12 protein-coding genes are annotated in these 12,271 nt (G+C 46.5%); 9 read left to right on the top strand and 3 right to left on the bottom strand.

Translation table 11 applies throughout. The annotated features are described in order from the left end of the window. Positions 1-87 precede the first annotated feature (87 nt). Positions 88-276, bottom strand: a complete 189-nt coding sequence (locus ACTWJ7_RS22155) for a hypothetical protein (RefSeq protein WP_301879057.1) — start codon at positions 274-276, stop codon at positions 88-90. A 129-nt stretch (positions 277-405) separates the two neighbouring features. Between ACTWJ7_RS22155 and ACTWJ7_RS22150 the strand changes: the two genes are divergently transcribed. The 6 genes from ACTWJ7_RS22150 (at position 406) to ACTWJ7_RS22125 (ending at position 5,393) form a co-directional block, all read left to right on the top strand. Then, complete coding sequence (locus tag ACTWJ7_RS22150) at positions 406-1,851, top strand: FAD-binding oxidoreductase (protein WP_301879056.1); 1,446 nt, start codon at positions 406-408, stop codon at positions 1,849-1,851. Continuing rightward, positions 1,848-2,393 carry an MFS transporter gene (locus tag ACTWJ7_RS22145; RefSeq protein WP_301879055.1) on the top strand — a complete coding sequence of 182 codons (546 nt, stop codon included), beginning with the start codon at positions 1,848-1,850 and terminating at the stop codon, positions 2,391-2,393. The genes ACTWJ7_RS22150 and ACTWJ7_RS22145 overlap by 4 nt, the downstream gene beginning before the upstream one ends. A gap of 108 nt (positions 2,394-2,501) precedes the next feature. Then, positions 2,502-2,849, top strand: a complete 348-nt coding sequence (locus tag ACTWJ7_RS22140) for a DUF3243 domain-containing protein (RefSeq protein ID WP_024632066.1) — start codon at positions 2,502-2,504, stop codon at positions 2,847-2,849. 281 nt (positions 2,850-3,130) lie between these two features. Next, positions 3,131-3,697 (top strand): hypothetical protein, encoded by a 567-nt coding sequence (locus tag ACTWJ7_RS22135; RefSeq protein ID WP_301879053.1) that lies wholly within the window; start codon positions 3,131-3,133, stop codon positions 3,695-3,697. Between the two features lie 156 nt (positions 3,698-3,853). Next, complete coding sequence (cyoE, locus tag ACTWJ7_RS22130; protein ID WP_301879051.1) at positions 3,854-4,711, top strand: heme o synthase; 858 nt, start codon at positions 3,854-3,856, stop codon at positions 4,709-4,711. A 199-nt stretch (positions 4,712-4,910) separates the two neighbouring features. Beyond that, positions 4,911-5,393, top strand: a complete 483-nt coding sequence (locus ACTWJ7_RS22125) for a tetratricopeptide repeat protein (protein ID WP_079344733.1) — start codon at positions 4,911-4,913, stop codon at positions 5,391-5,393. A 20-nt stretch (positions 5,394-5,413) separates the two neighbouring features. On the opposite strand, the gene ACTWJ7_RS22120 is transcribed toward ACTWJ7_RS22125, so the two are convergent. Continuing rightward, positions 5,414-6,289: a LysR family transcriptional regulator gene (locus ACTWJ7_RS22120; RefSeq protein ID WP_079344735.1), complete on the bottom strand. Its 876-nt coding sequence runs from the start codon at positions 6,287-6,289 to the stop codon at positions 5,414-5,416. Positions 6,290-6,455: 166 nt separating this feature from the next. On the opposite strand from ACTWJ7_RS22120, the gene ACTWJ7_RS22115 reads away from it, so the two are divergent. The 3 genes from ACTWJ7_RS22115 (at position 6,456) to ACTWJ7_RS22105 (ending at position 11,428) form a co-directional block, all read left to right on the top strand. Further along, positions 6,456-7,403 carry a DMT family transporter gene (locus ACTWJ7_RS22115; protein WP_301879049.1) on the top strand — a complete coding sequence of 316 codons (948 nt, stop codon included), beginning with the start codon at positions 6,456-6,458 and terminating at the stop codon, positions 7,401-7,403. Between the two features lie 195 nt (positions 7,404-7,598). After that, on the top strand, positions 7,599-8,624 hold the full coding sequence (locus tag ACTWJ7_RS22110; protein WP_301879048.1) for a LacI family DNA-binding transcriptional regulator: 1,026 nt from the start codon (positions 7,599-7,601) through the stop codon (positions 8,622-8,624). Between the two features lie 254 nt (positions 8,625-8,878). Beyond that, positions 8,879-11,428: a beta-mannosidase gene (locus ACTWJ7_RS22105; RefSeq protein WP_301879046.1), complete on the top strand. Its 2,550-nt coding sequence runs from the start codon at positions 8,879-8,881 to the stop codon at positions 11,426-11,428. A 133-nt stretch (positions 11,429-11,561) separates the two neighbouring features. Here ACTWJ7_RS22105 and ACTWJ7_RS22100 read toward each other — a convergent pair whose 3' ends face one another. Further along, positions 11,562-12,236: a hypothetical protein gene (locus tag ACTWJ7_RS22100; RefSeq protein WP_079344150.1), complete on the bottom strand. Its 675-nt coding sequence runs from the start codon at positions 12,234-12,236 to the stop codon at positions 11,562-11,564. Between the last annotated feature and the right edge of the window lie 35 nt (positions 12,237-12,271).

Here is a 12,271-nt window from a genome sequence, read left to right as displayed (position 1 = left end):
ACAATGCAAAAGTCCCCCACCGTTATGACTTAGGCTGGAGGGACTTTTTGCGTTGTCGCAGACGGCTTGCCAAAGAATGATTCAGATTTACTTGCTGAGTGTATTGCGGGTCTCGTTTGTTTTGGCTTTGTGAGGGTGGGTGATGTTGTCGACAATATCTCCTACAGCTTCCTCGATCATGTCTGTCGGTCCAGGATTGTTAGGGTCCGGATGAAGAATGGTATTCACACCAGGTTCGAGATCCTTGTTTTTTCGCTCTTTTTTATGTTCACTCATGGAAAATTCCTCCTTATTCAGGTATGTTTAAGGTGTTCCTTAACATATCCAATCCTTGTAATGTATATGTAAACGATTAACCAATGGAATTAAATTGAAACGTTATGTTTTAGGAGAGGAGGAGTCCATTTGTTCAAAAAGACGAGCGTGCTCCTGTTACTTCTGATTTTATGTGTGTGGACATATTGGAGAACCGATAGTGATGATCAGAATCCGTATTTGATTACCGACTACAGCCGCCTGCATCCGGTTAAGGTTGAACGTATAGTGGAAGGGCGTGAAGAGCAGCAGCTCGTTGAACTGCTTCAGGATGCACGAAAGCGAAATCTGACGATATCTATTGCCGGGCAGCGTCACAGTCAGGGAGGGCACACCTATTATAAGGACGGCATTGTCATAGACATGACCTCGTATAACAAAGTGCTGGAAGTTAATGTCGATGCCAGAAAGGTACGTGTACAGGCTGGTGCAACCTGGGCTGACGTACAGCGAGCCATAAACCCCTATGGATTGGCAGTCAAAAATATGCAGTCCCAAAATATTTTCACCGTAGGCGGATCTATTAGTGTAAATGCACATGGTCGAGAGCTCCATCAGGGTTCCTTGATTCAAAGTGTCGATTCCTTTCGTCTATTGACGGCAGATGGTCAGATTCGGCAAGTGAGTCGCACCGAGAATGCCGAGCTTTTCCCGCTTGTACTTGGGGGTTACGGATTGTTTGGACTGATTCTGGACGTTACATTGACGTTAACGGATGATGAAGTCTATCGTCTCACGACGGAACAGGTGCAGGTTGAAGACTACCCATCTTATTTTCAAAAGAGCGTGCTTGGAGATCCGATGATGCAAATGCATTTGGCCCGAATTTCAGTTCAGCCTGGTGAAGGCTACTTTCGTGAAATGTACGCACTGAATTATGCCCTTGATCCAACGGCTTCATTGGATGATTATAATCATCTGGATGAACGTGAAAGGGGCGTGCTTCCTAGCAAACTCCTGTTCAACCTAAACCGTGAATTCGAGTGGGGCCGGGCCTGGTTTTGGCCGCTGCAAAAGCGTTACTTCGAATCGCAGGAGGGCAAAAGATTGAGCCGCAACAATGCGATGGCTTCTGCGTCTGCCTTTATGGAATATCATCAGCCGGGCGAAAATGATCTGCTGCAGGAATATTTTATTCCGGTGGATACGTTCCCGGCATTTGTGCAGGAGATGGGAGAGATCGTTTCCCGGGAGCAGTTGGATTTGCTTAATATTACTGTTAGATATGTGAAACATGATGAAGAAGCTGTGCTTTCATATGCTACGCAGGATATGTTCGGTATTGTCTGTTTGTTTCACGCTTCATTGTCCGAGGTAGAACAAGGAAAGTTCAAGGGCCATATGCAGCAGTTGATGGATGCCGTCCTTCGATATAACGGAACATATTATCTGTCCTATGCAGGTTACGCGTCTTCAGAGCAATTCGAACAGGCTTACCCACGGAAGAACGAGTTTTTTGCAGCCAAACAAAAGTTTGACCCCAATCATCTCTTTATGAATTATTTTATGGAGCAGTATGGAGGAAATCATCCATGAATATCAAGTGGCTTGTTCGATCTCAAAGCATCGTTACGCTCGCATCGGGCATGATTTATCCGTATTATCTTTTGTTTCTCAAAAATCTGGGTAACAGCTTCTCCAAATACGGACTTGCTTTTGCTGTATTTACAATCACCTCGGCTGCTGCTTCGCAATGGCTCGCTCCCCGAATGGATCGACATGCCAAGCAGTGGCTCATGGTAAGTTCGGTGGGGATGGCAGCAGCCATGATTGCCTTTCCGTGGGTCATTTCATACATCTGGGTGCTGTTACTGCAAATGTTGATGGGGATATGTAATGCGATGCAGCGAATGAGTGAGCGGGTGTTGCTCGCGGATTATACGGTGGCTGGACAACGGGGCCCAGCTGTAGGTAACTATCATTTCTGGACATCTGCCGCGTCAGGATTTGCCGTTATTGTAGGCGGTATTCTGATCGATTGGCTGACAATCGATGTATTATTTTATCTCAGTGCCATTTTATATATGTGGGGAGTACTGGCAGTATGGCGATTACGAAGTATTTCTGATGAAGGATAGAAATGGTCTGATTAATCTCCAGCGAGAAGTTTATATTATAGATAACACTGGTATGATTAAGCACTTTGCTTAGTCCCCAAAACGAATATTTTCAAGGAGGTTTTTCAAATGAATGAACATGTGATCCACAAAAATGGCCAAGTTTCAACTGACAAGGTTGACAATGCGATTGAGAAGATTGCACCTGAAGAAAGACAACAGATTTTACAGAACTTTGATTCTTTCAAAGAATATCTGGGCAAACGAATTGCAATGGGCGAATCGATTGGGCTGGGCGAAGAACAGATGGCCAAAATTGCTGAGAAGGTTGCCGATTATTTAGCAGCCCGGGAAGAACCGCGTAACCGTGAAGAAAAGTTGCTGCAAGAACTGTGGAATGTCGGGAAAGAGGAAGAGCGTCACATGCTGGCTCACATGCTTGTACGTCTGGCGCAAGGCTCAACCCCGAATCATTAAGATTAAGCTATAACTAAAAGCTAAGCCAATAGAGACTCTGGATGCCAAGGCATTCAGGGTTTCTTTTATGATGATGTTATCCTACTTTTGTTAAGATGCTCCCCACAAGGACTGATGACACCTATTGTAACTATTTTTCATCTGGCTGATACTTTTGCAGCGTCCACACCAAGTATGATAGGAAAAGTAGAAAACAGGATTAATTATTTCATATGAGCGTTTGAAGGGGAAGCCTTCAGGTTAAGGAATAGTAACGTTCATAATAAGGAGAGATGCTGCCTATGAAGAACGCGGCGAAACAATGGAAATTACGAATGCTGGGTGCGGCTGTTGCTTTACTTGGCATGATTGTGCTTGCTACATATTTACTTACACCAGCGAACGCTGAGGAGAGCATGGACCATGTTCAGGCATCTGCCAAAGAAGCTCAGGCTGCAAACTCCGAGATGTTTACAGCGTATGTGGATGATATACAGCATGAAGATGGTAAGTTATTCTTAATTGTAGACAAGATTGGCTGGTACCAGGGGACAGAGGCTGATAAAGTTTTTGAACAACGGAATCCAGACTCCGGTATAGATGGTGCTCCTGATGGATATTATATTGTCAACGACAGCAAAGAGCAGGAAAAGGTGGAAGTTAGTGCTAACGCTGAAGTGTTGATGCAGTTGTATGATCGTGACGGTACGGTGCAGGGAACCAACATTCAATGGAATGAGCCAGTGGCGCTCAGCAAGTTCGAATCCTTGTATGACAATACGAAACTGCTCGATCTGTCCATATTCCCGTATCACCTCACTGTACAAGACGGAAAAGTGATCAAAATTGTGCAGCAGTACATTCCATAAATTCAAATTCAACTTTTAATGGTTAAGCATTCCTCCGGTTCCATACCGGGAGGAATGCTTTTTGGTTATGACAAATTCATGAAGGAGATTGTAATTCATGGTATGTACAGGTATCATTATAGGAATGGTGTTTTTACATAGTTCAGGAGGCTTCTCATGCTTAAAGACATGATCGCATTAACGAAACCCGGACTTTTGCGGCTGAATGTGTTTGCGGTAGCCGTAGGGTTCTGGGTCGCTTCAAAATGGGATATCTCGTGGATATCGCTGCTCATGGTATTGATTGGATCAACCTTGGTCATCGCTTCGGCTTGTGTCATTAATAATTACTGGGATCGTGAATTGGACCAGAAGATGGAGCGAACCAAAAAACGGATTGATTACATCAACCATCTTAAACCCAACTTTGTATTGGGGTATGGAATTGTTCTCGGTGTGGTCGGTTTTGTGCTTCTATACTTCCTGGTCAATCCGTTGTCCGGTTGGATGGCACTGGTCGGATGGTTTGCTTATATCGTGATTTACACGATGTGGCTCAAACGCAGCTCGACCTGGAGTACTTCACTGGGTGGAATTGCGGGGGCGATGCCGCCAGTAATCGGTTATTGCGCGGTAACCAATCAGATTGATGTAGGTGCCTGGTTGCTGTTCGCGCTATTATTTCTGTGGCAGCCGCCTCACTTCTGGTCACTCGGTATTCGCAGAGTGGAGGAATATCGTGCAGCAGGTTTCCCGTTGTTGCCGGTAGTCAAAGGTGTGAAGCGTACCAAGTTCCAAATGATTCCTTACGTGTTTCTGTTGCTTCCTGCTGTATTTCTGTTGTATTACTACAACTACGTTGGTCTCGTGTTTCTGCTTGTCTCCGCTATTGGTGGTCTGATCTGGTTTGTACATACACTTAGCGGATTGAAAACTCAGGATGATGAGAAATGGGCAAAGGTTAACTTTCTGATCTCCGTCAATTATCTCATGGTTGTATTTATCGTAATGGTGGTAAACACAACCTGGTCCTGAGCGAATCATCACTTTTGTACATTACTTGAATATGAAGATGCCAATGGAGTTGGCACCTTACGAAGAAGCATGCTGCGAAGTCGGTTTGGACAACCTCTGGTTGCTCCAGCCTATTTTGCGGGGTGTTTTTTTGCTATAATAAATGAATGATTTCCATACTATGGAAAATGGGATTTTGGAAGGATGGGAAGTACCGTATATGAATGATTTGGAGCAGGCTATTCTCTTGAGACAAGAGGGGAAAATGCAGGAGGCGATTGAGCTATTACAGGAACTGGCATTACAGGAACCGGAGAATGCGCAGATATGGTACCAGCTGGCTTGGGCTCATGATTCACTTGGATTGGAGCGGGATGCAGTACCGCATTATGAGAAGGCCTTAAGTCTAGCGCTTCAGAGTGAGGACAGGGCAGGTGCCATACTTGGACTGGGCAGCACCTATCGGACTCTGGGGCAGTATGGGCAGGCGAAGGTTTGGTTTGAAAAGGGATTAAGTGAATTCCCGGAGAACCGGGAATTTGAAGTTTTTCTTGCCATGGTGCTCTACAATCTTGGTGAGCATGCAGAGGCAATGAAACGGCTGCTGATACAACTGGCTGACACATCAAGGGATAAGGGAATAACCGACTACAGCAGAGCCATCCGTTTTTATGCAGATCAGCTGGACCGGGTGTGGGAGTAAACTGAGTAACGGAGGACCGATTAGAGCGATGGAGTTAGCCATTCCTGTACCGCTTCAATGAAACGACGCGAAGCGGGTGACAGATTGACGAGAGACGGGCAGGCTATGCCAATCGTACGATAGGGATCTCCAGTGAGTGGAACGAGCGCCAGCTCATTGGTATGGTGTTGCAGAACCATTTCAGGCAAGAGGCTGATTCCAAGGCCGTTTCGAACCATTGCCATAATGGCCTGATCCTCGGCAACTTCATAGACGACATTCAATTTGGCTGCATGCTGCCGGATCAATCGTTCGATTTCGTTATCACCGCCCCATTTGGGCAAAATAAAGGGCTGTTCGAGCAATACATCAAATGAAACAGATCTCTGCAAAGCGAGTGGATGCTCCAGAGGCAGGATGCACATCATCCTGTCTTTTTGTAATGGAATGGTTTCAAAAGGCGAGGAATCCCCAAGAGAAAGAAAGCCGAGATCGATGGCGCCTCCGGCTAGCCAGCCTTCAATTTCTGCATAGTCTCCCTCCCATAGCTTAATTTCGATTCCAGGATGATGCAGGCGAAATTGCTTCAGGATACCAGGCAGCCACTGTGTGGATACACTGGCGAATGTGCCAATACGCACGGTTCCAATCTCGGCGCCGCGAATTAATGAAATTTCCTGGTTCATCAATTCCGTCCAGCGCAGAATTTCACGCGTATAGCCCAGAATGCGTTCCCCTTCGGCAGTCACTCGTACACCGGAGCGGTCACGATTTAGCAGCGAAAAACCACAATCGGTCTCCAGGCTGGCGATCGCATGACTGACCGCGGATTGGGTAATATTCAGTGCTTCCGCTGCTTTCGTAAGGCTGCCGTATTCGACTACGGCATTCAAAATTTCGTATTTGACCAATGACATGAAAGATTCCGTTCCTTTCCTCATTTCATACATGAGTTTATTTCATATATACTATTATAAATATTCATTTTTATAATGCAAAGAGATCGTTTATACTTGCCAAGGCGAGTTAGTTCGAGAGAGCCTCGGATCGATTACAATACATAGAAATGAAGGTAGAAGCAAGATGAACGGAGTACGTGCACTACAAGGTCAGGCATCAAGAAGAGCGGATTTGCAAATGCTGCTCGCAACGGTAATATGGGGATCATCCTACCTGTTTATGAAATCGGGACTGGAGTCCATGCAGGAGTTGAATCTGGTCGCTTTCCGGTTTGGCATTGCCTTTATCGCGGCAGCGGTCCTTTTCCATCGGCGACTGTTCAGAATAGATCGCAAGACACTTGTGGCAGGGGTTATCATGGGAACAGCGTTATTCGCGGCCTTTGTATTTATCACATATGGAGTCCAGCGCACAACGGCTTCGCAGGCAGGATTTCTGATCAGTTTGGCAGTGATCTTCGTGCCTATTCTGACGACAATTTTGCATCGAAGATTGCCGGATTTGCGGTTAACGATAAGTATTCTCGTGGCGGTAGCCGGGCTCGGATTGTTGACGCTTCAGCATCAGCTCAGTCTGCATATGGGAGATATCCTTTGTGTTCTCGCAGCATTAATGTATGCAATCTATATTATGATTGCTGGCAAGTATACGCCGAAGCATGATCCGCTAACCCTGGGAACGGTTCAACTGGGCGTTGCAGCTCTGTGGGGGTTGGCTGCTACATTCCTGCTGGAGACACCACGTCTGCCTGACACGCCGCAATCCTGGGCGGCCATTCTGGGTCTGGGGGTATTGTGCAGCGGCATTGGTTACATTTTGCAGACATTTGCCCAGCGGCATGCTTCACCAACGAGAACGAGCCTGATCTTTTCGCTCGAACCGTTGTTTGCCGCAGCATTTGCGTTTACCTTCCAAGGGGAGTCTCTTACGATGCAAGGGTATGCGGGTGCTGCATTGATGCTCATTGGTGTTCTGATTACGGAGATCAGAGTCCCTTATCCGTTATTCTGGCGCAGAAAGCGGACGGCATTACAGACCGAACTGGGAGATCAGGGAGCACCGGGCATATAGTTTTGAAATAAAGGAAGAGTTCTTCCATCATCTTCATCGTGAAGGTGGTGGAGGAACTTTTTTATTACCATCGGGAGAGCTCCAAAAACCCAAGCAAAATAACCTAACAAAATGAAGTTTTTCATAACTTGTTTTGTTGAATTAGAATTTTTATGCTATACTTAATGAAAAATGAAGGAAAAACGGGTGAGTAGGATGGGCAAAAGAGTAACCATGCAGCAAATTGCTGATGCTGCGGGGGTATCCAAATTCGCAGTCTCCCGTGCGTTGACCGGCAAACCTGGTGTGAGTGAACATACCCGGGAGATGATTGTCAGGACGGCAGGACAGCTTGGATATTTCAAAGCTGAACCGAAGCGTTATTTGTTAGAACCCTCTGTTGAACAGGAGATGAGGCTGGATAGACAGGGCACTATTCTGATCTTGTTCCCCAATATCCGTTCACAGAATCGTTCCTCCCTGTACTGGGGTCCGATCTTTGACGGAATATCTGCACGGCTGAATGAGAAGGGCATGGATATCCTGACCTTGACGGAACCTTCCTCGGATCGCATGTTTTCGGTGCTTAATCCCGAAGCCATCAGCGGAATTATTACCGTCGGTTCCATTTCCACATCCGTATTGCTCGAAATCTACCGACTGCACATTCCGCTTGTGATGGTTGATCATGAAGACGCGGCGATTCATGGAGATACGGTATTTACAGATAACATGAAATGCATGAAGGAACTGGTGCTGATGCTTGTTGGAAAGGGCTACAGGCGGCTGCAGTTTGCTGGTGAATTGCCTGATGCAGCCAGTTTCAGAGAGCGATGGCTCGGCTATCGTTCGGTTTTGGAAGAGATGCAATTGCAAGTTACGCAGCAAACCGATTTGCTGGGACCCGATCTGGATCACATTCGGGAATCCATCGCCGCCATGCAGATGGAAGACATCCCCGAAGTGATGGTATGTGCGAACGATCACATGGCTGCTGTTGTGATTGGTGCACTCCAAGGCAGGGGCATCGAGGTGCCGGAGCGCTGTGCAGTAACTGGGTTCGACAATACACGTTCAGAAGAGCCTATTCTTGCTACGGTTCATATTGACAAGGAGAACATGGGCAGACGGGCGGTGGACCAGTTATTGTGGCGCATGGAGCATCCGGACGGGCCTTTTGAAAGAAAGCTGATTTATTCGGAATTAATCATTCGTGATGAGTACAATGCTATTTTGCAATGAAGTGAACAAACGCGGTTCTGGAAAGCCAAAAATAACAAGCACCATTCTATATAATTAAGGGGTGAAAAGACATGGAGAGATAAGGCTTCATGTCTTTTTTTGTTTGGATAAAAAGGTTTTTAGAAATAAATCACAAAACAGATTGACTGAATTGAGCATATCATGTTAATTTTGTTTTGTAAGTTATTTGTTTTTATAATAACAAAACATAACAAATTGTTTTTCAAACAACTTCAACGATAACGGAGGCTGTCATGAGCAAAATACAATCGCAGACATTTCAGAATTGGACGTTCAAAGCTTGTGAGGATCAGGAGTGGATGCCGGCTCACGTGCCCGGCTGTGTGCATACGGATTTGCTGAAATTGGGTAAGATACCAGACCCTTTCTATGGAACTAACGAAAAGGAAATTCAATGGGTCGACAAGAAAGACTGGGAATATCGTACCGAATTTGACGTTAATGAAGCACTGCTGTCACAGCAGTATCTGGAGCTGGTCTTTGATGGTCTGGATACGTATGCCGATGTGTACGTGAATGAACAGCATGTGTTGTCGGCGGATAATATGTTCCGGGTGTGGACAGCTGACGTGAAATCGGTTGTAAAGGCAAGTGGCAACATCCTCCAAATACGTTTTCGTTCCCCAATAAATGAAGACCTGCCGAAGCTGGAGAAGCTCGGATATGCTCTGCCTGCATCGAATGATCAATCTGATGTGGGGGGACTAGGCGACAAAAGAGTGAGTATTTTTGCACGGAAAGCCCCGTATCATTATGGCTGGGACTGGGGTCCACGTTTTGTAACCAGCGGAATCTGGCGCGAAGCGCGTCTCGAAGGATGGACCGACGTACGGATTAATGATGTTTTTATCCAGCAAAAAGAAGTAACCGCTGCTTCCGCTTCTCTGACTGCGGTCGTGGAAGTAGAGTCTGCGCAAGTAATAGAAACGGTTATTCGAGTAGGAACGGACGGACAGAGCTGGGAGCAGGCTGTAACGTTGAAACCAGGCGTCCAGACTGTGGAGGTTCCAATCTCCATAGATGAACCGAAGCTGTGGTGGAGCCGCGGACTGGGTGACCCGCATATGTATTCCTTCCTAACGGAAGTGATTCAGGGAGAGCAAGTTGTGGCTGAGTCCACGGTGAAAACGGGCATTCGTTCCATACGTCTGGTTCGTGATCAAGATGAAGCAGGAGCCTCCTTTTATTTTGAATTAAACGGAGTTGCTGTCTTTGCCAAAGGTGCAAATCACATTCCAAATGATAGCTTCATTACAGAAGTGACACGTGAGCGTTATCTGCATGAGATTGTGTCAGCTGCCGAGTCGAATATGAATATGCTCCGTGTATGGGGTGGTGGCTTCTATGAAGAAGACGTGTTCTACGAGTTGTGTGACGAATATGGTTTGCTCGTATGGCAGGATTTTATGTTTGCTTGCAGCATGTATCCTGGAGACGAGGCTTTCCTGAACAGTGTGAAGCATGAGGCGATTGATAATGTAAAACGTCTGCGCAATCATCCAAGCATCGTGCTGTGGTGTGGCAATAACGAGATTGATTCCGCATGGGCTCATTACATTGAGGATGGCGGCTGGGGTTGGAAGAAAGATTACAACGAAGAGCAGAAGGAACGCATTTGGGCAGATTACGAAGCCATTTTCCATGATCTTTTGCCTGAAGTTGTGGAAGCCTACGCTCCTGGTGTGGATTACTGGCCTTCTTCGCCACTCGTATCCCTGTCGGGAGACGAGAAACAGCATGCTCACCCATCCACATCAGAAGGGGATATCCACTATTGGGGTGTATGGCATAATGTGGAGCCATTTGAGAACTACAACGTTCATGTGGGACGCTTCATGAGTGAATATGGCTTCCAGTCCTTCCCTGAATATGATTCGGTTCGCAAGTATGCAGAGGAGGAGGACCTGGCGCTGGAGTCTGAAGTGATGCTGGCGCATCAAAAGAACGGGGCGGGTAATCGTCTGATCAAACAATACATGGACATGTACATGCATGAACCTAAGGATTTCCCTTCCTTCCTCTATATGAGCCAGGTGCTTCAGGCTGAAGCGATGAAAACAGCCATTGAGGCTCACCGTCGCCGCAAACCGTTCTGTATGGGAACGCTCTATTGGCAGATGAACGATTGCTGGCCGGTAGCATCATGGGCGGGGATGGACTACTTTGGCCGCTGGAAAGCATTGCAATATTACGCCAAACGCAGCTTCAGCGATGTCTTGGTATCGGTAGATGGCACGAAGCAAGATGTGACGGATATTTATCTGATCTCGGATCAGCTTGAACCTGTAAAAGGGAAACTACAGCTGCGCCTAATCGGCTTTGATGGCACGGTATACCGTGATGAAGAGCATGAAATTGCTCTGGCATCCAACTCTGGTCAACAGGTGCTGTCATTGAGTCAGGCTGAATGGCTGGAAGGTCGTGATGCTGCAACAACGTTGCTGCGCATTGATCTGAAGCAGGATGGGGCAGCCGACATCGTACAGGAGCATTATTTTGTACCATCGAAGGATCTTTCACTGCAACCAGTGCAAATTAAGGTAATCGAAGTGACTGAGAACGATGGCGTACATTTGGTCCTGCAAAGTGATGTGCTGGCGAAACAAGTTTGGATTTCTACAGAGGCAGAAGGGGTGTTCTCGGACAATTTCTTCGATCTGATTCCTGGCATTCCGGTGAAGGTTAAGTTCACATCCAGAGGGGAATTACAAGGATCTGATGGCGCTGTCTCCCAGGCTGGGGCCATCCAGGTTCGTTCTATGGCTGACTTTATCAAATTGTAATTCATCACGTACCCAACAGGCATAGTAGTCTATTATTAAACTCCAAAAACGTGCTGCCCAGTCTTACTGAGCGGCACGTTTTTACTATATATGACTGAACAGTAGGAGGGGAATGGGTGCAGGTCCAATGAGGTTATTTGTTCTGATCTTCGTTCTGGATTTCTTGCAGCTTCTCGATGCTTAGCGTGAGATCATTCTCAGGGTTGGCGCTCACAACAACTTCGGACTTCGATTGCTGCTCGCCGGGTTGAGTTAATTTAGCTGCGGGTTTGATCACATACAGGCTTTGAACGGAATTCAGCAGGCTGGCGGGAGTGTGCTCATACGTCTCCAGGAAGAGCACATAATCTTTGGTGGGGATGAATTTGATATTGTCATCGTTAATAATCTCGGTATTGCCCAGCTGTCCGCCAAGCTGCTTCACTTCAATGGTGTCCCCGGCTGTATGAATTCCCTTGAAGGATTCAGCAACCTTAATCGTATAAATCGTATAGATTTTATCAAAAGGAACGATGTCCTCACCACCCGGATTCAATTCTTCATCCAGAGCACTTTCATTTACAACCGGGGCTTGTACCATGTCATTCAATGCTTCAACCCGTGTCTGGATAACACTGCCTCTGACGATGGTATTGGCTCTCTCAGATAGATCACCGATGCTTGAATAATTGGGGAAGTCCTCGGAAGCAATCATGGTAATGGGTCCATCGTTGGTGGCAGCCGTATTAGTTGTAACTGAGGAGCAACCTATAGCAGACAAAATGAAAATGGAAGAGGCCAGCATCGTCAATACTCGAATTTTTTTCATGGGTAGAAATCCTCCTTGGATTTAAGGGTTTGAGA

The organism is Paenibacillus sp. 1A_MP2 (assembly GCF_052244825.1).
GTDB classification, from domain to species: Bacteria; Bacillota; Bacilli; order Paenibacillales; family Paenibacillaceae; genus Paenibacillus; species Paenibacillus vandeheii.
Note: the sequence above shows the minus strand (reverse complement) of the source record. Positions and strands in the feature narration are given on the sequence as shown.

What these genes read in the sequence shown, in the direction of transcription:
- ACTWJ7_RS22155 (WP_301879057.1), bottom strand. Translation starts at nt 276, where the DNA reads ATGAGTGAACATAAAAAAGAGCGAAAAAACAAGGATCTCGAACCTGGT.
- ACTWJ7_RS22145 (WP_301879055.1), top strand. Translation starts at nt 1,848, where the DNA reads ATGAATATCAAGTGGCTTGTTCGATCTCAAAGCATCGTTACGCTCGCA.
- ACTWJ7_RS22140 (WP_024632066.1), top strand. Translation starts at nt 2,502, where the DNA reads ATGAATGAACATGTGATCCACAAAAATGGCCAAGTTTCAACTGACAAG.
- ACTWJ7_RS22135 (WP_301879053.1), top strand. Translation starts at nt 3,131, where the DNA reads ATGAAGAACGCGGCGAAACAATGGAAATTACGAATGCTGGGTGCGGCT.
- cyoE (WP_301879051.1), top strand. Translation starts at nt 3,854, where the DNA reads ATGCTTAAAGACATGATCGCATTAACGAAACCCGGACTTTTGCGGCTG.
- ACTWJ7_RS22125 (WP_079344733.1), top strand. Translation starts at nt 4,911, where the DNA reads ATGAATGATTTGGAGCAGGCTATTCTCTTGAGACAAGAGGGGAAAATG.
- ACTWJ7_RS22120 (WP_079344735.1), bottom strand. Translation starts at nt 6,289, where the DNA reads ATGTCATTGGTCAAATACGAAATTTTGAATGCCGTAGTCGAATACGGC.
- ACTWJ7_RS22115 (WP_301879049.1), top strand. Translation starts at nt 6,456, where the DNA reads ATGAACGGAGTACGTGCACTACAAGGTCAGGCATCAAGAAGAGCGGAT.
- ACTWJ7_RS22110 (WP_301879048.1), top strand. Translation starts at nt 7,599, where the DNA reads ATGGGCAAAAGAGTAACCATGCAGCAAATTGCTGATGCTGCGGGGGTA.
- ACTWJ7_RS22105 (WP_301879046.1), top strand. Translation starts at nt 8,879, where the DNA reads ATGAGCAAAATACAATCGCAGACATTTCAGAATTGGACGTTCAAAGCT.
- ACTWJ7_RS22100 (WP_079344150.1), bottom strand. Translation starts at nt 12,236, where the DNA reads ATGAAAAAAATTCGAGTATTGACGATGCTGGCCTCTTCCATTTTCATT.